The sequence below is a fragment of the Rhodococcus ruber genome (genome assembly GCF_027270735.1).
GTDB lineage: Bacteria > Actinomycetota > Actinomycetes > Mycobacteriales > Mycobacteriaceae > Rhodococcoides > Rhodococcoides rubrum_A.
This window is the reverse complement of record NZ_JAPWIJ010000004.1, coordinates 331,883-352,825: the sequence shown is the minus strand read 5'-3', so window position 1 is coordinate 352,825 and position 20,943 is coordinate 331,883. Positions and strand designations below refer to the sequence as shown.

General features: G+C 62.2%; 20 protein-coding genes. 10 read left to right on the top strand and 10 right to left on the bottom strand.

Annotated features, from left to right (window positions below; genetic code table 11):
* Positions 1-89 precede the first annotated feature (89 nt).
* Positions 90-1,031, top strand: a complete 942-nt coding sequence (locus O4220_RS11640) for an NAD(P)/FAD-dependent oxidoreductase (RefSeq protein WP_269604275.1) — start codon at positions 90-92, stop codon at positions 1,029-1,031.
* Between the two features lie 43 nt (positions 1,032-1,074).
* Positions 1,075-1,503, top strand: a complete 429-nt coding sequence (locus O4220_RS11635) for a hypothetical protein (protein WP_269604273.1) — start codon at positions 1,075-1,077, stop codon at positions 1,501-1,503.
* Here the strand turns inward: O4220_RS11635 and O4220_RS11630 are convergent.
* The 4 genes from O4220_RS11630 to O4220_RS11615 form a co-directional block, all read right to left on the bottom strand.
* Positions 1,500-2,174 carry a nitroreductase gene (locus O4220_RS11630; protein ID WP_269604271.1) on the bottom strand — a complete coding sequence of 225 codons (675 nt, stop codon included), beginning with the start codon at positions 2,172-2,174 and terminating at the stop codon, positions 1,500-1,502. The genes O4220_RS11635 and O4220_RS11630 overlap by 4 nt on opposite strands.
* A gap of 95 nt (positions 2,175-2,269) precedes the next feature.
* Positions 2,270-3,157, bottom strand: coding sequence for a MetQ/NlpA family ABC transporter substrate-binding protein (locus tag O4220_RS11625; protein WP_269604269.1), 888 nt, complete (start codon positions 3,155-3,157; stop codon positions 2,270-2,272).
* A gap of 25 nt (positions 3,158-3,182) precedes the next feature.
* Entirely contained in the window at positions 3,183-3,800 is a 618-nt protein-coding gene (locus O4220_RS11620) for a methionine ABC transporter permease (RefSeq protein WP_269604599.1), read from the bottom strand.
* An 83-nt stretch (positions 3,801-3,883) separates the two neighbouring features.
* Positions 3,884-4,891 carry a methionine ABC transporter ATP-binding protein gene (locus O4220_RS11615; RefSeq protein WP_269604268.1) on the bottom strand — a complete coding sequence of 336 codons (1,008 nt, stop codon included), beginning with the start codon at positions 4,889-4,891 and terminating at the stop codon, positions 3,884-3,886.
* A gap of 625 nt (positions 4,892-5,516) precedes the next feature.
* Between O4220_RS11615 and O4220_RS11610 the strand changes: the two genes are divergently transcribed.
* Positions 5,517-6,947 (top strand): APC family permease, encoded by a 1,431-nt coding sequence (locus O4220_RS11610; RefSeq protein WP_269604266.1) that lies wholly within the window; start codon positions 5,517-5,519, stop codon positions 6,945-6,947.
* A 150-nt stretch (positions 6,948-7,097) separates the two neighbouring features.
* Here O4220_RS11610 and O4220_RS11605 read toward each other — a convergent pair whose 3' ends face one another.
* The 6 genes from O4220_RS11605 to O4220_RS11580 all read right to left on the bottom strand — a co-directional run bounded on the left by O4220_RS11605 (position 7,098) and on the right by O4220_RS11580 (position 13,863).
* Positions 7,098-8,315: a flavin reductase family protein gene (locus O4220_RS11605; protein ID WP_269604264.1), complete on the bottom strand. Its 1,218-nt coding sequence runs from the start codon at positions 8,313-8,315 to the stop codon at positions 7,098-7,100.
* 125 nt (positions 8,316-8,440) lie between these two features.
* Positions 8,441-9,061: a response regulator transcription factor gene (locus O4220_RS11600; RefSeq protein ID WP_269604597.1), complete on the bottom strand. Its 621-nt coding sequence runs from the start codon at positions 9,059-9,061 to the stop codon at positions 8,441-8,443.
* An 80-nt stretch (positions 9,062-9,141) separates the two neighbouring features.
* Positions 9,142-10,605: an aldehyde dehydrogenase family protein gene (locus O4220_RS11595; protein WP_269604262.1), complete on the bottom strand. Its 1,464-nt coding sequence runs from the start codon at positions 10,603-10,605 to the stop codon at positions 9,142-9,144.
* A gap of 74 nt (positions 10,606-10,679) precedes the next feature.
* The gene (locus tag O4220_RS11590) at positions 10,680-11,951 is read right to left on the bottom strand and encodes an amidase family protein (protein WP_269604260.1); all 1,272 of its coding nucleotides are present in this window, start codon (positions 11,949-11,951) and stop codon (positions 10,680-10,682) included.
* A complete protein-coding gene (locus tag O4220_RS11585; protein ID WP_269604258.1) occupies positions 11,948-12,217 on the bottom strand; it encodes a hypothetical protein in 270 nt (89 codons plus the stop codon). The genes O4220_RS11590 and O4220_RS11585 overlap by 4 nt, the downstream gene beginning before the upstream one ends.
* Before the next feature lie 122 nt (positions 12,218-12,339).
* On the bottom strand, positions 12,340-13,863 hold the full coding sequence (locus O4220_RS11580; protein WP_269604256.1) for a PAS domain-containing sensor histidine kinase: 1,524 nt from the start codon (positions 13,861-13,863) through the stop codon (positions 12,340-12,342).
* Positions 13,864-14,060: 197 nt separating this feature from the next.
* Here O4220_RS11580 and O4220_RS11575 point away from each other — a divergent pair, with 197 nt between their 5' ends.
* The 7 genes from O4220_RS11575 (at position 14,061) to O4220_RS11545 (ending at position 20,933) form a co-directional block, all read left to right on the top strand.
* Positions 14,061-15,215 (top strand): flavin-dependent monooxygenase, encoded by a 1,155-nt coding sequence (locus O4220_RS11575; RefSeq protein WP_269604253.1) that lies wholly within the window; start codon positions 14,061-14,063, stop codon positions 15,213-15,215.
* A 17-nt stretch (positions 15,216-15,232) separates the two neighbouring features.
* Positions 15,233-15,598 carry a hypothetical protein gene (locus tag O4220_RS11570; RefSeq protein ID WP_269604252.1) on the top strand — a complete coding sequence of 122 codons (366 nt, stop codon included), beginning with the start codon at positions 15,233-15,235 and terminating at the stop codon, positions 15,596-15,598.
* A gap of 99 nt (positions 15,599-15,697) precedes the next feature.
* Complete coding sequence (locus O4220_RS11565; protein WP_269604249.1) at positions 15,698-16,996, top strand: aromatic ring-hydroxylating oxygenase subunit alpha; 1,299 nt, start codon at positions 15,698-15,700, stop codon at positions 16,994-16,996.
* Complete coding sequence (locus O4220_RS11560) at positions 16,989-17,501, top strand: aromatic-ring-hydroxylating dioxygenase subunit beta (protein WP_269604247.1); 513 nt, start codon at positions 16,989-16,991, stop codon at positions 17,499-17,501. The genes O4220_RS11565 and O4220_RS11560 overlap by 8 nt, the downstream gene beginning before the upstream one ends.
* Entirely contained in the window at positions 17,498-18,238 is a 741-nt protein-coding gene (locus tag O4220_RS11555; RefSeq protein WP_269604244.1) for an SDR family NAD(P)-dependent oxidoreductase, read from the top strand. The genes O4220_RS11560 and O4220_RS11555 overlap by 4 nt, the downstream gene beginning before the upstream one ends.
* Positions 18,239-18,247: 9 nt before the next feature.
* On the top strand, positions 18,248-19,204 hold the full coding sequence (locus O4220_RS11550; RefSeq protein ID WP_269604242.1) for a PDR/VanB family oxidoreductase: 957 nt from the start codon (positions 18,248-18,250) through the stop codon (positions 19,202-19,204).
* Between the two features lie 247 nt (positions 19,205-19,451).
* On the top strand, positions 19,452-20,933 hold the full coding sequence (locus tag O4220_RS11545; RefSeq protein WP_269604240.1) for an APC family permease: 1,482 nt from the start codon (positions 19,452-19,454) through the stop codon (positions 20,931-20,933).
* Positions 20,934-20,943: the final 10 nt, after the last annotated feature.

Here is a 20,943-nt window from a genome sequence, read left to right as displayed (position 1 = left end):
GCATCCCGCAGCGGGTGACCGAATTGTCCAGACAATCCGTGGTACACACGGCGAGCTTACGAAAAGCCGCCTCCGGGCATACTGACGACATGAATGTCGACGCTGAGCGCTCCAAGAACTCGATCACCATCGTCGGTGCGGGTATTGCCGGCGCGGCATGTGCCCGGGTTCTCCACGACGCAGCCGTGCCGTTTCGCATCGTCGACAGAGGACGCGCTCCCGGCGGGCGGATGTCCTCCCCCGAGTTGCACGGTCGACGCGTCGATCTGGGTGCCGGCTACTTCACCGTCCGGGATCAGGATTTCTCGACGGTGGTAGCCGACTGGGAGTCGAGGGGCCTGGCGCGCCAGTGGGCCAACACGTTCGGCATTCTCAAGCCCGAGACTGCGCCGTGCACCACCACCGGCCCGGTTCGTTGGGCGACACCGAACGGGCTTCGTTCTCTGGTACGAGACTTGCTGGGCGACTTCGACATCGAGGGATCCTCCGAGTTGACCGATCTACCCGACGGCCACGTCGTGCTGGCGATGCCCGATCCTCAAGCGACGCGACTGACGGCAGTCCCCGACGCCGTCGAGTACGAACCGGTCATCGCGGTGGCATGCGGATTCGACGGGTTGGATGTGCCGTTCCGCGACGCGGCCTTCGTCAACGATCATCCCGATATCGCGTTCGTCGTCGACGACGGTGCCCGGCGGGGTGACGGCGCTTCGGTTCTCGTCGTGCACACCACGTCCGAGCGGGCGCAGCAGCACCTCGACGATCCCGACGGCGCGATCGCCCCGGTTCTCGACGCGCTGCGCAAACTGTCGGTCGTCTCCACGGCACCCAGCTGGACGCACGCTCATCGATGGACGTTCGCAAAGCCTGCGTCGCAGCACGATTCCACTTGTGCGCTCGAGCAGCGCGACGGACGACTCGTCGGGTTCGCCGGCGATCAATGGTGTGCATCCGGAGCGCCCAGGGTGGAAAGCGCATGGCGTTCGGGCACGGATGTCGGTTCCGAGCTGGTTCGTCGTCTTCAGGGCTGACTTTTGCCCTGCGTCCACCGAGACGCCGGTTAACATCTCCCCCGTGCTGTCCGTGAAGTCGTACCCACGCGAATACATCGATGCCTGCCGTGCGCGGTTGGATTCTCAGCTTGCTGCCTATCGTGCGGTCGCATCGAATCGAACGACGACCACCGACGCGGACGAGGCGTTCGACGTCGCATTCTTCAACAATCTCGTGCTGACGCTCGAGGTGTATTTCTTGCACCGCATGCGTGGGCAGGAGAAGAAGAACGGCAATCCGCTCAACGAGGTCCGCGTGCTCGCCGCGTCGATGACGGCGGCCGAGGACATCATGACCAGCGATCCGACCATAAACTTGGATCCAGCCAAGAGCATTCTGGGATACGCCGTCGGCGATCGAATCGCGCTCGACGAGGAGCGGTTCGTAACGTTGGCCGACGCCTACTTCGCCGAGATCGAAGTCAAGTTCGGGCCACACCTCGCGCCCTAGCTGCTGACGAATCTCACCGTCTCGTCCAAAGGCGCTCGGCTGGTGCGAAATCCGTTGATCGAGTGGGTCTCGTCCGGGTAGCCGAAGGAAATGCCGGCCACCACTCGCCTGGTGTCCGGGATGTCGAACCACTCGTGCAGAAACGGTGAGTACGCGGCCAATGCTGCCTGCGCGATGGCTCCGAGACCGAGACTCTGGGCGGCAAGCAGGAACGTCTGCAGATACAACCCGCAATCGACCGCCCCGTACACACCGAGATCGGCATCGGTGGTGATGATGGCCGCGTGCGGGGCGTCGAAAAGTTCGTAATTGCGGATGAACTGACGCGTCGTCGCCTCGGTGTCGGACTTGACCACACCGATGCTCTCGTACAGTGCTCCGCCGCATTCGCGTCGCCGCGCGCGGTGCAGGGCGTTGTAATTGGCTGGGAAGGGGAAGTCCGGTTGCGGGACCCCGGACGCCACGTGCTCGACCAATGCCTCGGAGAACTTCCGGGTGGCATCACCCTCGGTGACGATGACCTGCCACGACTGAGTGTTCGACCACGATGGAGTGCGTTGAGCGGCCGCCAACAACTGCTCGAGCACTTCCCGAGATACCTGCTTCGGCAGAAACTGCCGGCACGAATATCTCTCGTCGAGTAGTTCTGTCAGCGCTTCGTACCGGGTCACGTCGTCCGCCTCGTGTCAGTGCTGTCGGGTGCGGATCGAAGGTAACACCAGGGCCGCGCCGACGGTCATGCGCTGGACCGTCGGCGCGGCACGGTCTACTGAAGAGGAAGCAGGATGTCCTTCACTCGCGGGTCGGTCGCCAGGAATTCCTGCACCGCAGGGTCCTTGAACGCAGCGACGAGATTCTTGATGTTGTCGGTATCTGCCCAACGGCTACCGATCGTGAGCTGCCCGGCGAACTCGTCCGGGGCCGCCGGTGCAAAGATCTGCTTCTCGACGGGGATGCCGGCCGCCAGGTAGTACTCGGTATAGCCCACTGCTGCATCGAGATCCGGCAATGCCCGTGACTGCGCAGCGAAGTCCAGCAGCGTGAACTTCAGGTTCTTCGGGTTTCCGACGATGTCCTTCTGCGTGGCAGTCGACTTGTCGACGGCAGGGTCGAGGGTGATCAGGCCAGCACGTTCGAGCACCCACAGGCCCTGCGCTTCGTTGGCCGGATCGGAGTAGAGCGAGATCGTTGCGCCGTCCGGCAGTTGCGCTGGGTCGGAGTACTTGTCGGACCATAATCCGAAGCCCCAACGGAACACCGGCGTTGCGGCTTCTTCCTGGAAGTCGGGGTTGGATTCGAGTACCTGTCCCAGCCACAGCTTGTGCTGGTACACCGTGGCGGCCACCTCGCCTTCACTCACCGCGCGGTTGATGGTGTTGCTGTCTGCGAGTCCGCGGAACTCGACCGAGATGCCGTACTTGGGAGCGACCTGGTCTGCAACGAAATTCACGAGGGCCTGCTCGGACGCGTTCCCCTCGGCCGTGGCAACGACAAGCGTTGCACCCTCGGTGTCGTTGGCCGATGCCGTGTCGCCGAAGAACGCGATGCGGACGATCACGGCGAGTGCGATCAGCAGCACAACGGCACCGATGATCCAGGGCGCTTTTCGACGGTTCTTCAGCTCGAAGCCGTGTGCTTCGGTGGACGTTGTCATGGTGGACGGACCTTTCGAATGTGGTTCAGACAGTGCGCAAGGCGCGCTGATGGGGTGTGGTGTAGCGAACAAGTGCATCGCCGACGAGCTGGACGGCGGCGACGGTGAGAATCAGGATGACGATCGTCGCGATCATGACGGTGTGATCGAATCGCTGGTAGCCGTATGTGACTGCAACATAACCGATTCCGCCTGCACCGATGGTTCCGGCAATAGCCGAGTACTCGATCATGGCAATGACGTTGATGGTCAGCCCGCCGATGATCGACGGCACAGCCTCGGACAGCTGCGTGGTGGTGACCTGCAGTGTGGAGCCACCCGACGCCCGGGCAACGTCGACCACCGACGTCGGAACAGAGCGCAGAGAGTTCTCGACTATGCGGGTGAAGAATGCAATGCCCGCCAACGACATCGGCACCACAGCGGCGGCGATACCGATGTTGGTTCCGGTGATCCATCGCGTGACCGGAACCAGTGCAGCCATCAAGATCAGAAACGGCAACGACCGACCGATACTGACGATCCAGCTGATCGGCGCATGGAGCACCGGGTTCTCGAACAATCCGCCGGGACCGAGGTTGAACAACACCGCACCGAGTGGCACACCGACGAGCACTACGATGAACATCACGATCCCGACCATCGTGAGGGTGTCGCCGAGCGCAGGCAGGAGCAGAGCAGACAGCTCATCGACCGGAACCTTGTTGCCTGCGGCCACAATTGCGATCACGACGCGGCCTCGAGGATCGGCTGCTGGGTGTTCGCAGAGCCAGATAATCCCAGAGCCGTGAGCGCACCGGGGACGCGTCCACTCAGGTGGGCACCGATGCCCAGCGACGCGCTGCCGACAGCCACTCCGGCCACAACCTGCACGGACGCTCCCAACAGCGCGACCGGTGCGCCCAAATCCTGGCCCAGCCGCCCGATCCAGTCCTGCGGAACATCGGGCGAGTCGTAGGTCACGTTCCATTGCACGTCGTCGGCCGCAGCCTGGGCGTCGTCACGCCGGGGGCGCAGCTCGTTGCCGAGCGCCGAGGTGTGGTCGGTCAGCAGATCGACCAGCTTCCCGGATTCGACGATCCTGCCGTGATCGAGCCTGGCCACCGAATCTGCGGCTCGCAGAACGGTATCCATCTCGTGGGTGATGAACACGATGGCGAGGTCGAGGTCGCGACGAAGTTCGCGCAGCAACTCGACCACCGATTCGGTGGTCTGCGGATCCAGGCCGGAGGTTGCCTCGTCGGAGAGCAGCACCGACGGTCGAAGTGCCAGTGCTCGCGCAATTCCCACTCGTTGACGCTGGCCGCCCGAGAGCTGAAACGGGTAGCGAGCAGCTTTGTCGGACAGACCTACTCGCTCGAGAAGCTCGCCCACACGCCTGGCCGTCTCGGCCTTCGTGGCCCCCAGGAAGTCCAGGGGCAAGGCGACGTTCTCCGCCACCGTTCGACGCGAGAGCAGACTCGACGACTGAAACACCGTGCCGATGCGGCGGCGCGCGACCCGAAGCTGCTTGGCGTTCAACTGCGCCAGGTCGTCTCCGTTGACGATCACCGAGCCCGAGGTGGGCCGAGTCAGCAGGTTGATGCACTGGGCCAGTGTGCTTTTGCCGGCACCACTGGGGCCGACAACGGCCAGGATCTCGCCGGATTGCACCGTGAAATCCAAGCGGTCGAGGACGACGGTTCGACTCTCCCCCGTCCCGTACGTCTTGGTCAATTGCGCTATTTCGATCATGCTCCGACGCTTCTTTCGCTGATGTGACTGCGCAACACTGAGGTATCGGAGCGCTGCTGACCAGCTATCGACTCATCACGATCCGAACTGTTCCCACCGACCTGGGTCGGCGGTAGCGTCGCACCACTGCATATCCGGAAGACCATCGCTGCCGATGAGTTCGCCGTGCCATGAGAGATTCGTTTCGATTCCCTCGGAACAAGGTGCAACGAGTACGCCTTTTTCCGTGCGAGCGTGCCGGTCCGCACCTCCGCATCGAGATCCGGCGGCAACGCGACATCCACTCGAGACCGACGTATCGCGTGGTCCTAGTCAGCAGTGTGACACCGAGTACGGCTTCGAGTTGGCGCACCGATAGTGGCCCCTCTGTTCGATCGCGTTTCAGCCCATGCAGACGCCGGCATGAGCCTGCCCACAGTGGGCGGGCAATCCATCGATGACATAGAACCTGTTTCGGTGCGATCGACAAGTCACAGAAATCGATAGATCGGAAAGGACCGGGGTCACCCGATAAGGAAAACCCCTATGTACGCCACGTCACATCAGCGGTAGCTTCGTCGGATCAGTCAACATACGTAGATTCTCACCTTTGCGTGTGAGCCCAACGCGGACAAGGACACCCAAGATGTCATCGAACTCGAACCAATTGAGAGGGTCCATCGGGGTGGCAGGAATCGTCTTCCTCGTTCTTGCAGCCGCCTCTCCCCTGACCACGGTCGCCGGTTCCCTTCCGGTCATGATCGCCCTCGGCAACGGTGCCGGCGCACCGTCGACCTACGTGGTGGCCGCGCTGGTCCTGCTGGTCTTCAGCGTGGGCTACGCGGCCATGAGCAGCCACATCACAGACACCGGCGCGTTCTACGCCTATGTCACCAAGGGATTCGACGCGCGAATGGGAGTCGGTGCCGCGGCGTTGGCGATCTTCGCTTACACCGCAATCCAGGCCGGAATCTACGGACTCGCGGCGAATGCAATCGACTCACTAGTCGTCCAGTACGGCGGCCCCGACCTCCCCTGGTGGGTGTGGGCTTTCGCGCTCATTGCCTGCGTCGCGCTGGTCGGATATCGCAACATCGAGGTGGGGACGAAGGTGCTCGGGGTCTTGCTTGTCCTCGAAATCGTTGCCATCGTGGCACTTTCGGCAGCCGTGTTCATCAAAGGCGGAGCGCACGGTATCGACGTCGATTCGTTCACCCCGCACGCCTTCTTCTCGGCCTCCCCCGGCATTGCCATGATGTTCGCGGTCGGATCGTTCGTCGGGTTCGAGGCGACAGCCATCTACGGGGAAGAAGCGCGCGACGCCAAACGAACCGTACCGATCGCGACCTATGTAGCCATCATTTTGATCGGGGCCCTGTACGCAGTGTGCAGTTGGGCGTTGGTGCTGGCGTACGGCAGCGACAAGATCGCCACTGCGGCAAGCAAAGACACTGCAAATCTTACGTTCGACGCAGTAGCGGTGTACCTCTCCCCGTTGGCCGCGGACATCATTGCGATCATGCTGGTGACGAGTTTGTTCGCGGCTGTGCTCGCATTTCACTCGGCCATCTCACGATACGTGTTCGCGTTGGCCCGTTCGGGTTACGCACCGGCGCGCTTCGCGGCGGTGCATCCCTCACACGGCTCACCGCACCGGGGATCGATACTGCAAACGGCATCCGCAGTCGTTCTCGTCGGAATCTTCGCACTCGTGGGTGCAGATCCGGTACTTCAACTCTTCACCTGGATGTCCGGCGTGGCGATCGTCGCGATCCTCGCGGTGATGGTCTTGACCAGTTTCGCCATCGTCGTGTTCTTTCGCCGCAGCAATGTCGACTCTCGCCGCTGGAACACCCGAATCGCTCCTGTCCTCGGCAGCATCGGCCTCATCGCCATCACCGTTCTGGTCCTGGACAATTTCACTACCCTCATCGGCGGTTCTGTAGCAGTCGCCACCACGTTCCTCGTGGTGCTCTGCCTGGTGTTCATCGCAGGCGTGGTCGGTGGGCACCTCATCGACAGCCGCCGAGCACCGTTGCAGTCACCGGATCGCGACGGCGCCACCCCTTCGACCTGAGAGAACCACGAGCGGCCCTGTGCTGCGTCGAGCCGGTACCCACCGAGTTGGGTACCGGCTCGATCGGTTCTCGACGAAGAGGACTTCTCGTACGCGACAAGCCCCGTGCCGTCGGGCACGGGGCTTGTCGTTGTTGCGGTTGTTCGAGGCTCAGATTCTCACCGACGCGTCGGTAAGCGCACCAGGTCCATCGGCCGGGGCTGCTTCCAACACAGTCACAACGTTACGAGCCTGGTCTATCCATGCTGACACCTGGCTCCCCTGCGCGTTCTGTGGTACCTGAGCGAGCCTGAGCGTCAACGTGTGTCGCCCAGCCGGATCGCGGACCGGCAGCACGACGGACCCGACGTTGTACGAGCCCTCGGCGTCGAGCATCTGCGGCCGGTAGTCGACCGAGGTCCTACCGATTCGGGCACGGATGTCTCGTTCTTGCCGGGGAGTAAGGCGGCCCGACTCGTACTGTTTGGTGGCCTGACGCATCTCCGTGTACGCCGCGGAGCCCTCGGAGGGAAGGAATGAGATCCCGTACCCGTGTTCGCGGATGAAGTCGAGCCGGTTCCTGTGAACCTGCGTGTCCTTCTCGTCACCCTTCAGCTTGTCGATCCAGCGATTCTGCTCGGCTTCCGGGAGAGCGAAGACGTACGAGTCACCGATCGGCGGGACGATCGGTATCCGCTGCGCCAGAGCAGCATCGCGATCGACGCCCGGTGCTGTCGCAGAGAGCACCGTGGCCATCTCGTCGGCACTGACCGCAGTCAAAACCGATACTTCGCAACCGATCTCGGCGGCGAGAGCTTCGACCTCGGAGCGTGCAGCATGGGCGGCGTGAATGGCCGGGAGAATTTCGTGGTCCATCCGGGCGAGTAACGAAGTACAGACGAAGCTGCCGTAGCCGCCCTGGAAGAAGATCAGCGGGGACACCGGGTTCGTGATCGCCATGTCCTGAACCTCGCAGAGCACGATCCAATGATCGCCGGCGTCGACGGTCTTCCATATCTCGGTATCGATCCATCCGATCGCGTCGGTGAGAGCCGGGCTTCCGTGTGGCGATGGGTACCAATCGATTCCGTCGAATTTGTTCTCCCAGCGCTGGGCGATCGACATCACCTCGCGTTCCTGATCGCCGCCGACGATGTTGATGCACAGCGAAGAACACTCCTCCATCTTCGTGAAGGTGCGCGAGGTCTTCATGGGCATGAAAGACACCAGCGGTGGATCCAGCGAAACGGAACTGAATGTGCCGACCACGAGCGCAAGCAATTCGCCCGTGGGATGGACACCGGTCACCACCGCGACTCCCGTCGGGTAGTGCCCCGTCACTTCCCGAAACGTTCTCTGCGCATCCTCTATTGCCACTGCGTTGGGCATGTCGATCTCCTGAGCATTCTCGACGGATAACCGAATTGGTATGACTCCAAATTAATTTCCCGTACTCACTTACAGGTAGGCGGGAAACCTTTAGCCCTACCGTGTCGAGCGATCGCCGAAATCGATCAGACAGTCACTCGCCACGCCAACACATCGCGGACGAGGGTTCCCAGACTCTCGGCCTCGGTCTTGGCCTTGATACGAGCGCGGTGCACATCGACGGTCTTGACGCTGGTGCCCAGACGACGCGCGATCTGCTGGCTGGCCATGCCTTCGACCACCAGTCGCAATACCTCTCGCTCCCGGGGTGTGAGTGTATCGAGGCGTCGGTGTACGCGGGCACGTTCCTCACGCTCTGTGAACACACCGGCAGCCAGTCGCAATTGCTCCTGGACGACTTCGAGCATGCGCTGAGGCTCGTACGGCTTTTCGAGAAAATCGACGGCACCCGCGCGGAGAGCACGTACCGACATAGGAATATCTCCGTGCGCAGAACAGAAGATTATGGGTGCCGGATATTCGCGTCTGACCAACTCGTCCTGCAACTCGAAACCGCTCATGCCCGGCATTCTCACATCGACAATGACGACACCGGGTTCGGCCGCGTCCATTTCTTCGAGAAATGCCGTGGCGGTCGGATAGGTCAACGCCTCGATTCCCACACTCTGCAGTAGAAACGCAAGTGATTGCCTGAGGTCTTCGTCGTCGTCCACCACGTGAACGACGGTGGGCTTCGCGGCTTCCATGAGTTCCGAGCCTAGCCGTGGATCGCCACCCGCACAGCGGAAGCCGCCGACCGGTGGGTCGACGGCTTCGGCGGGGTCGCTCATAGAACGATCGTGACGGTCTTCGCCTCGGTGTTGGCCAGGATTCCCTCGTACCCGAGTTCTCGTCCCAGACCACTGGCTTTGACTCCGCCCCAGGGCAATTGCGGTGCCAACGGCGACCATCCGTTGACTGCAACGGCGCCGGCCTGCAGAGCAGCCGACACGGTGTGGGCCCGTCTCAGATCGGTTGTCCAGAGCGTGGCCGCCAGGCCGTATTGATTGTCGTTGGCGAGTGCGATCGCCTCTGCGTCGTCATCGAACGGAACGACTATCCCCACCGGTCCGAAGATCTCCTCGCGCGCGATCGTGAGATCGTTGGTCCCTGCGAACACCGTCGGCCGGACGAAATGGCCACGGTCGTTACCTTCCCCGCCGCGTTCTGTACCACCCGCCACCAGGCGCGCCCCCTCGGACTTGCCCTGCTCGATGTAGCCCAGGACGCGATCCTTCTGCTTCGCATTGATAAGCGGACCCATCGTCGTGGTCTCCTCGAAGGGGTTGCCCAGAACCTGCGCCTCAGCGGCAGCACCGAGGCCTTCCACCACATCGTCGTAGACCGACCGGTGAGCGAAGATCCGCGTGCCCGCCGCGCACACCTCGCCCGAGTTGGTGAAGAGCCCCATTGCTGCGCCACCCACCGCGGACTCGAGGTCGGCATCTCCGAAGATGATCTGTGGCGATTTGCCGCCGAGTTCGAGTGTGGTGCGCTTGAAGTCCGCTGCGGAGTTGACCAGGATTCGACGACCGACGGCAGTGGATCCGGTGAACGACACCTTGGCGATCCCGGAATGCGTCGTCAGTGCTTCACCGGTGACCGCTCCGATACCCGGCAGGACCTGCACGACGCCGGCCGGGAACCCGGCCTCCTCGATCAGCTTCGCAAGGTGCAGGATGGACAGGGACGCATCCTCGGCGGGCTTGACGATGACCGTGTTACCCGTGGCGAGTGCGGGAGCCAGTTTCCACCCGAGAATCATCAGCGGGGCATTCCAGGGGATGATGGCGGCGATCACGCCGACCGGTTCGCGGCGTGTGTAGGCGAAGGTGGGACGGCCCATGTACCCGTCGTTCGCAAGCGTCTCACCGTTGATCTTGTCAGCCCATCCTGCGTAGTACCGCAGCGAGGCAACAAGATTGGGGACGAACATCATCTTTCCGAGGAAGAACAATCCGCCCATGTCGAGCGACTCGAGCCGGGCCAGAATTTCGGCATCGCGGTCGACCAGATCGGCCAGCTTGTTCAACAACTGTCCCTTGTGTGACGGCGGAACGGCCGCCCAGGATCCGGTCAACGCGGCCTGCGCTGCGGAGACGGCGCGATCGACGTCGCTCGCACTGGCAGAGGCGATGTCGGCAAGCTTCTCACCCGTCGAGGGGTCGAAGGATTCGAATGTTCCTGCGCCACCGCCGCTCCAACCTCCCTCGATGAAGAGTTCAGTGGTGAAATTCGATACTGCGGTCATGGCCGCCTCCTGTGTTCGGTGGAATTGATTGTGATCGATGCAGAAAGGAAAATCGATGTCCTCGGAGTTCACGTTCAGGCCGACGACGCGATCACCTCGGAGATCCACCAGGCACTTGCCAGCAGTTGCGACTCGGAATTCGGTGGGCCGATGACCTGGATTCCCAGGGGCAAGCCGACGGAGTCGGTCAGTCCCGGCACTGTGACGACGGGCAGCCCCCAGGCCTGCCATGCCCGGCTCAACACAGGATCCCCGGTTGCGGTCAAACCCGCCGGAGCTACACCCGGCGCAGCCGGCCCCACGATGACATCGGCGTTGTCGAAGAGGCGGATGATGCGTTCTCGCGACTCGGCAATGACCGTGCCGGCGGCGTAGTAGTCGGCGGTGGTGGTTGCCGCTCCACGCCGTAGGAGTGCAGCCAACGGCTCGCTGAGCCGGTCGATGTCTGCGAAGAGCGCACTTCTTTCCAGCGCCGCCTCGTAGGCCATGACCACCGCATGGGCAATGGTGGCATCGAACACGGCATCGGTCGACGAGGGTTTCGCGAGCTGCGCTCCGTCTGCACGAATTGCCCGACCGAGTTCGTCGACGGCGTGGGACATCGGCGGCTCGACCACACCGAGTTCGGTAGCATCCCAAAGCAAAACCCGCGGGCGGTGAGACAGACAACCCAGAACGACTTTCTTCGCGGCGAATGCCGACCAGGCGCATGCCAGATCGCGTACTCGAGCTGCGTAGAGTCCGTGACTGTCCAAGCTCGCACTCAGACCGGTGACGCCGTCGGTCGAATGGAGCCCCCGGGTCATGACCATCGATGCGACGCCGCAATACGACGCTGGTCGGGTTACCGATCCGGCGGTCTGCGAACCGAGCGCAAGGGGCACCTGCCCGGACGCTACCGCTGCTGCCGAACCGCTCGAAGAACCCCCCGGAGTGCGGCTCGGAGCAGCAGGATTGCGCGTCGGCCCTGGAGCGAAGAAAGCGAACTCGGTCGAGACCGTCTTGCCTGCGGGCACGGCACCAGCACTGCGCCAAGCGCCGACGATGGCCGCATCGGATGTTTCGGGCCCTCGCGTGGCATACAAATCCGTTCCACACTTGGTCGGCATGCCCTCGACGTCGATGATGTCCTTGACGCCCAACGGGATTCCGCCCAGTGGACCTACCGGACCATCGGACTCGGCCGGCGGCGCGTGTACGACCCACGCCGCCACATCGTTTTCGGTTTCGTCGATCCGAGATCGAGAGCGGTTCCAGACGTCCGCTCCGGTGATCCGCCCGGCTTCGAGGTCATCGACGAGATCGGCCAGCGACCACGGCTGGTACAGCGATGATCTGACGTTCACGCTTCGCCCCAGACGGCGTCCGCAGTCCAGTAGTCCATGCCGCTCGCGCTGACGAAATGCCGCCAGTCCGATACACGCCGGAGGTACGGCTCGGCACGTGCGGTCGCCAGATCTGCCGCATCCGGTCCGTCCGCCTTGACCTGCCAGTGCACCCAGTTCAGCTCGTTGCCGTCGTGATCGTGCATGAACAGGTCGACGTGCCGCCATCCATACCCGTGAGTGTCGTTGTAGCACATCAAAGTCATGTGCTCGCGTGTGTCGTCCATACGTCGCTCTCCAAGATAGGTCCGGCCACGGCGTACTCAGCTACCGAAGATCATGGGTCGACGCTACGAGCTGGGCGGAGGAACCGGAATGAAGAGTTCCTTGCTGGGCCTGAAGAATTCCCCTACATCGAATGCTCGTCTGCCCCCGAGGACTCTGCGTCCGGTCCCACCGTCGGAAGCACGAAACCGAACACCGAACCACCCTCTGCTCCTGGGGTGTACCAGATGGAGCCGTGCTGCCTGGTGATGATCCGGTAACTGAGCGCAAGACCGATTCCGCTGCCCGACCGCTTCGTGGTGAACGATTCCTCGAAGGGGTTACGCTGCAGCCCCCTTCCGCGATCGCTCACCGCGAAGGCACCTCCGTCTTCGCGGTTGCTGGTCGACAGCGTGATCGTTCGGTCCTCGAGCGCGCACTGAGCCATTTCGTCGATCGCATTGAAGCAGAGGTTGATGATGACCTGACCCGTCAAGACGCGCTCGCAGAGCACCTGCACCGGCTCGTCCGCGAGCTCGAACCTGATCTGCACGGAATTCTGTTCTGCGCGTAGGCGAACGAAGTAGAGGCATTCGGTGACGACGGTGTTGAGGTCGGCAGTCTGTTCTATCTGCTCGAGGTGTCCGACGAAAGCCCGCAACGTGGCGACGATCGTTGCCGCCCTCTCGATCTGCCGGCGCGCGGACGCGAGGCCGTACTGCACCCGTGTGTCGAGCGGGCCGTGACCGTTCAGAATGGTTTCGATTCCGGCCAGGAAATTTCCTGCGGCTGCGAGGGGCTGTCCCAACTCGTGTGCGATGGCCATTGCCATGTCCCCCATGGCGTTGTAGCGGGCCAGGTAGTTCTCTCGCTGCAATTCCAATCCGCGCATCTCTTCTGTACGCACGCGGTCGGACACGTCGTGCAGCAGCATCAGGTATGAGTTCACCTCGTTCTCCTGCAGCCTCTCGACGCTACCGTCCAGCCACAGTGTTCGTGTGTCGCCGTCAGGCACTTCCAGCCGGACGGACGCCACCGGACTTGCGTCGACGACGAGTTCGCTCCACGTCGCTCGGCGGCCGGCTATGTGGAAAGACGCATACGAAGCGAGCGATCGGCCGGCCGGCGGTTCCACGCCCGGATCGATCCCGAGGTGTTTCATCGCAGTGTCGGTGGCGAATTCGATCGAGCCCGTGTCGTCCAACACGAAGACGATCGTCGAGGTGTTTCTGGCCAGAGCGTCGACGTATGTCGTCGTCGACCTCAAGGCACGTTCGGTGCGCTGCTCACTTTCGATGTCCCGAAATTGCACCAACACCGCAGGACCCCGCGCCAATTCGATCCGCGTCGCGATCGCGTCGGTCGGGATGATGCGGCCCGATTTCGATCGGTAGTGCCACTCGATGCGACTGCCGCCCCGTTCCACTGCCTCGTGCAACCATGCGCGACCCACCACCCGGTCGTATTGCTGCGCAGAGCTGCTCATGTCGTTGGCTTTGAGTGGACGAATTTCGTCCAGGTCGAATTCCAGCATCGCGCACGCGGCAGGATTGGCCCACAGGATGCTCTTGGTGGCCCCGTCGTGAACCAGCACGCATACCTGTGCGGCATTCATCATCTCGACGAAATCGGCCGGCACCATCTCCGGTGCACGTGGATCGATGGACATATTTCCGAGCGTATGCGTGGCCGATCGATCGGTGTGCGGAAACGCGCACTTGCCGGGGTACTGAAGAAATTACCTATGGGTGTGATGGACGCACCCCCTGCCGACCGCACTCTTTACCGATTTCGGCGTGACGTGACTCGCATTACGGTCGGAGACAACGAAACAGGGCACGAGGCTCGAGGCACAAGGAGACGGCCATGACACTTACGCAGCACGCCCCACCCGAGACAGAGAAGACCGCGACTCTCGACGACGTACTGGTCGAACTAGCGCAGCGGCGGACGGAGTTTCGTGATCAGCGTTTCGTATCCACGGACTTCGTCGAGCGTCTCAAGGAAGTCGGTATCTACCGGGCTGCCACCCCTCGGTGCTTCGGCGGTGATCCCCAGGCCCCGGCGGATTTTCTACGCACCATCGAGAAGATTTCCGTCGTGGACGGATCGGCCGGCTGGGTCGCGAGCTTCGGTTCCGCCTTGATCTACCTTGCGGCGCTACCGGTCGACACCCAGGCCGAGCTGTACGCCGACGGCCCTGATGTCGTGTTCGCAGGCGGGCTGTTTCCGGTGCAGCCAGCGGCAGCAACCGACCGCGGATTCCTGGTCGACGGCCGCTGGAAGTTTGCCAGCGGATCGATGGGTGCGGACATTCTCGGCGTAGGAATTCCCGGGGACGACTCGACCGGCGGAAAACCCCGAACGGCGTTGTTGCGCCCGCAGAACGTGGACATCGTTCAGGAATGGGACGTCGTCGGTATGCGCGGAACCGGGTCGTTCGACCTCGTGGTGAACAAGGTCGAGGTCGCGCGTGAATGGACATTCATCCGCGGCGGAGCAGCCACCATCGACGAGCCCCTCTACCACTACCCCACGATCGCTTATGCTGCACAGGTTCTCGCGGTGGTCGGCGCCGGCGTCGCTCGAAGTGCGCTCGACTACGCAGCAAAGGTCGGTGCAGGCAAGTCCGGCATCACCGGAGCGCCGAAGCTGGCCGACCGGCCGTACTACCGCATCGCCGTCGCCGAAGCGGAAGCAGCGCTGCGATCAGCCCGCGCGTACTTCTACGAGGCGACCGATGAAGTGTGGGAATCCGTGCTGCGCGGCGACGACGCCACCGACACCCAGAACGCGCACCTGCGGCTTGCGTCGACACACCTGGCGAAAGCAGCGGCATCGACGATTACGAAGATCATCGAAATCTCCGGCACAGGAACCATTTTCGCCGCGCATCCCCTCCAGCAGTGGGCCGGTGACGCGCTCGTTCCCCAACAACATGCCTTCCTCGGACCCGCCATGTACGACGCTGCAGGCGCAGTGCTGATGGGCCAGCCGCCCACCGTCCCCGGCTTCAAATGACCCTCGAAGGACAACACATGACCAGCACCCCGCTTCGCGTCCTGTTCTGTATCGGCATCAACCAGAACTTCTTCGACCTCCCCGAGTCCGGAGTGACGGCCGGCGACGTCTGGACGGCGTTCGTCGCGCTGTCCGACGGCATCAAAGGCCTCGACGGTGTCGACTTCATCGGCGATATCGACGACGATGCCACGACGGTCGGCCCCTCGGATTCCTGGCCGTGGACCTGTTACCTACTTGCCGACGTGGATTCGCACGACACCGTCAAGCAAGCCTGCAACTTCCTGCGAACGATCGAGGTCGGATCGAGCGATTGGAAGCTGTGGAAGTACGTCAAGATCGAAGCCCGAATCGGCCGCGCGCTCACTCCGCGTACGTACTGAACACTGCGCACCTATTCTCCACCGAATGACGTTGTTCAGCTTCGTCATTCGGTGGCTACCACTCGCAATCTGGACAACGTAAGAGCCATGGAGATATCGATGACCGTGCACGACACCGAAGAGACAGCACAGAAGTCCCCGGCGTCCGATCTGGTGATGGGCGATCGTGTTGCGGGTCGGATCTACACCGACCCGGACGTATTCGACGAGGAGATCACCAAGATCTTCGAGAGCACCTGGATTTGGGTCGCTCACGAGTCCGAACTGCCCAAGCCGGGCAGTTTCAAGTCCACACATGTCGGCCTGCAACCGGTCATCGTGACGAAGAACCGCAAGGGCCAGCTCAACACGCTGCTGAACCGCTGCCGGCACCGCGGGGCCAGCATCTGCGAACAGAAGACCGGAGTCGCAAACGGTTTCACCTGCCCTTACCACGCGTGGTCCTACAGCTTGGACGGACAATTGCGAGGCATCCCCTACCCGGAGGGCTACGAGGGTGTCATCGAGAAGGGCGAACTCTCTCTCAAGAAGTTGCGCACCGAGTCCTACGGCGGCCTGATTTTCGCGACATTCAGTTCCGACATCGAATCACTCGAGGACTTTCTCGGCGACGCCAAACTCTGGATCGACCGATTCATGAAGCAGGGCGGCGGCTATCCCATCAAGGTTCTGGGTACGCACCGATTCCGCTTCAACGGAAACTGGAAGATTCAGCTCGAAAACACCACGGACGGATACCATTTCCCAATCGTGCATCGATCGTGGATGGCATCGGTCGACGCCGAAACGGCAGACATGATGTCGTTCATGACCAACCCGGAGGCCGTCACCCACGATCTCGGCAACGGGCACAGCGTGATGCAGATGGTGCCCGAGCACTCCGACCTGGATGCCGACGACGGAACCGAGCCACTTCAAGCACGTTTCGACGGCCTCGTCGCCGAGTTGTCCGCTGCGGGGCTCGACGAGCCGGCGATCCGCAAGATCGTCCGCGCCATGCACGGTACCGGCTTCAACCTCAATCTCTTTCCCAACGTCTCGATGTCGGCGGCATTTTTCCGCGTACTCGAGCCCACCGCGGTCGATGCGACAACCATCGAGCACCTCGCGATCGGACCGGACGGCCCAGCCGAGATCGTCGATCCGGTCAACAGAACCCGACTGCGGGTGCATGAGCATTTCCAAGGTCCGTTCGGTTTCGGTACACCCGACGACGCCGAAGGCTGGGATCGAGTCCAGCGCGGCGCTCAGGGCGCACCCGACATGCCCATCCTTGTCAATCGCGGAGGCGCTCGGGAGAAGCCGAGCGTCGAAGGGTGGCCGACCTCGCACGTGACCGACGAAACCGGTATGCGAGCAGCCTACGCACAGTGGAAAGAGATGATGAGCAATGGCTGACACCGCCGTCGCCGCACTGTCGATCGCAGACACCCGTGTCGTGCGTGCCATCGAACTGATCTGGCGCGAGGCCGATCTACTCGATCGCAAGCAATACCAGACGTGGAAGGATCTGTACTCCGAGGACGGTCGGTACGTGGTTCCCATCGATTCCACCGGGGACGACTTCGACAACCGACTCAACATGATCTACGACGACGCGCGCATGCGCGACATGCGCGTGGTGCGTATGACCGAGGGCTACGCGATCGCGGCTGTGGACGCCGCCGTCACCACCCGAACAGTGTCCCGTTTCGTCGTCGATTCGTTCGCGAACAACGAAATTCATCTCCGCGCTTCACAGATCATCGTTGCGTTCAAACGCGGTAGGCACGACCTGTGGGCCGGAGACGTGGAATACCGCATCCGACTCGGCGACGAAGGCAACGCAGACCGAATCGTTCTCAAGGTGATTCGGCTCGTCGACAGCGAAGACGCTGTTCCCGCAGCCGGGTTCCTACTGTGAACGCCCCAGTTGCCGTCGTCACCGGCGGCGGCCACGGCCTCGGTGAACTCATCGTGCGCAAGCTTCACGCCACCGGTCACCGAGTCGCCGTCGCAGATATCGACCTGGACTCCGCGAACGTATTGGCGACCGAACTCGGCTCCGCCGATCGGGTCCGTGGTTTCCAGGTCGATGTCAGTGACAGGTCTGCGCTCGAGTGCCTTCTGTCCGAAGTCGTCGACCACTTCGGATCGGTCGAGGTACTGGTCAACAATGCCGCGAAGACTCAGGCACGTTCCTTGATGGACATCACTGCCGAAGAACTGGATTCGGTGATGGCCGTCGGATTCAAGGGCACATTCACCGCCTGCCAAGTCTTCGGTAGCTACATGGCCGGCAACAGATACGGCCGAATAGTGAACATGGCCTCGCTGGCAGGACAGAACGGGGGCACGGCCACCGGAGGGCACTACGCGTCGGCAAAAGGTGCCGTGATGTCGTTGACGAAAGTCTTCGCGCGAGAACTGGCCTCGGCAGGAGTCACCGTGAACGCGGTGTCACCGGGACCGCAGGACTCACCGATCGTTCGAGAGATCGTCGGCGACGCCAATCTCGACTCGTTCGCCCACACCATCCCCGTCGGTCGCCTGGGCGACCCGGCATTCATCGCCGAAATGGTTTCCCTTCTCGCATCTCCGGCGGCCGCGTCGGTCACGGGTGCATGCTGGGATGCCAACGGCGGACTCTACATGCGTTAGGAAGACGCCGTGTCCAGTGTCAAAGTAGTTGTCTCGCACATCGTGAACGAGACCCCCAGCATTCGTTCGCTCCGTCTCGTTCGTGACGGCGGGGGTGCCCTCGGCCCATATCAAGCCGGGGCCCACATCGACGTGACAGGTCCGACGGGTGTCCTTCGGCAGTACTCACTGTGCGGGCCCCCTTCCGAACCGAGTTCTCTGCTCATCGCGGTCAAGCACGAAATTGCCTCGCGCGGGGGATCCGAGGCGTTGCACCGCGTTCGGGAAGGCGACATACTCGAGATCAGCGAACCACGGAACCTGCTCGGGGTGGCAGCAGATGCCGACACCCACCTGTTGATCGCGGCCGGTATCGGCGTCACGCCTCTGCTGAGCATGGCGTATCACTTGCACGATAGCGGCGCGAACTTCGAACTCCACTACTTCTCGCACAGCCGGGAGCACACTGCGTTCCGCGAATTGTTGGAGGAGCGGTCCGAATTTCGCGACCGCGTCCACCTACACATCGGGATCAGCCGCGCGCAACAGAAGGCAGTACTGGCTGGACTGGCCGGTTCGACGGGCGCATCGTCAGCCGTATATACCTGCGGTCCAGTAGGTTTCATGGATTCGGTATCCTCGATCTTCGCACCTGTCGTTGGGCCGAACAACATTCACATCGAACACTTCGTCGCCTCCGACATCGACACCTCCGGGGACACCGAATTCACCGTCGAGATGGACACCGGTGAGTCCTTCCACATACCTGCCGACCGATCCATTCTCTCCGTGCTCGAGGAGAACGGCATCGAGGTGTTCAAGTCGTGCGAAGAAGGCATCTGTGGGTCGTGCGTGTCCGGTGTACTCGAGGGCGAACCCGAGCACCGAGACAATTGCCTTTCGGCTGCCGACAAGACCGCGGGCACTCAGATCGCACTGTGCGTCTCCCGTGCCAAATCCAGCAAATTGGTCATCGAACTGTACTGACCGGAACCCAACCGACCACTCCCCCACCCGCCGGTGGGGGATTTTTTATCTACCACTGTTGACAATCAAAGGTGATTCGGAGCACAGTGGTTACAGTCGGTCCACAGCATCACTCTCGCGGTCGGAACGGGCAGACGCCCTCTCGACAGGCGTCACACGACTTCAGTTCGTTACATTGCGGAATCGAGCAGGCAACGACGCACATCAATTATTAGTCAACAATTGTAGCCCCAAACGAGGACATCGAATGACTGCTGAGAAAATTCTCCCGGCCGCCGAGCGCGGATCGATCGACACGTCTCCGGCCGGAACCCTCGCGCGCGGAAAGCTCGGCACGATAGACCTGGTCGCTCAGTCACTGGCTGTCGGACCCATCACCTCCGCCGCTCTCCTCGGCGGCATCATCGCCGCAAAAGGCGGCAGCGCAGGGCCGCTCTACCTGATCGTCGTGCTCCTGGGAATTCTGGGACTCGGTGCCGTGCTCGTCATGTTCGCGCGTCGTTACACCAGCGCGGGCGTTATGTACGAATATGTAGGCCGCACACTCGGGCCTACTGCCGGCATCTCCACGGCGGGCTTCTACTACCTCGCCTACATCATCCTCGGCGGACCGACCATGCTGATCGGTGCGGGTGTACTCGGCCATGACCTCATGGTGGCGTACGCCGATGTCGACGTACCGTTCTGGCTCATCTCCCTCGGCGTACTGCTGTTCGTCACGCTGGTCAACATTCGTGGTGTCGATCTGTCGGTACGTGCGCAGCTGACCATCTTCGTACTGTCCGTTGTGCCCTACCTGATCATCGCTGTCACTGTGATCGCAAAGGGGGGTGCCGACGGCAATACCGCTGTCGTGCTGGACCCGACAGCTCCCACCGCGGGCCAATTCCTCCCCACGTTCATCTTCTGCGCATTGCTGTTCGTCGGTGTCGAGTCGTCGGCCTCGCTGGGTGAGGAAGCCAAGGACGCGCGAAAGTCCATACCTCGCGCCATCATTGCGACCATCCTGATCGTCGCCGGATTCTGCCTACTCATGCAATACGCAGGAACCATCGGTTTCGGTGCGGACAACGTCGCGCAGGACTGGGCCTCGGATCCGCTCGGCCTGTCGACCCTCGGAACGACGTATGTGGGCGACTGGATCGCTCCGCTGGCGCAGCTCGGGCTGGTCCTCGATATGGTCGCGGTGGCAATCGGATTCATGGTCGCATCCTCTCGCGGGATATTTGCACTCTCCCGCGGAAGCCTTCTCCCCCGGTCTGCATCCCGCCTGAGCAGGTGGCAGACACCGACGACTGGCATCGGGGTGTTTGCGACGGTCTCCATCCTCGGGATCGCCCTGGTGGCATTGATCAGTTCACGCACGGACATGAACCCGTACGTAGGCTTCGCGGTGGGTGCCACGTTCGGCGGATTACTTGTCATGAGTGCCTATTTCGTGCTGATCATCGCTGCAATCAAGCTGTTGCTCGAGCGTGAATGGCACACAGCCGGATGGATCGCGGTTGCGGCCGCAGTTCTGACCGTCGGCGCAGGAATCGCCGGGTCGATCTTCCCTCTTCCCGCCGACGAATCCCGCTACGGAGTCTTCGCTGCACTGGTTCTGGTTGTGCTGTGTATCGGTTGGGGCGTCTATCACGGCATCGGCAAACGGCACACACTCCCCGAACTTGCCGTTGCCGAAAACGATCTCGCGCCGACCGACGTTCCCAGAGCTCACATCCTGTGAAAGGTGAAAA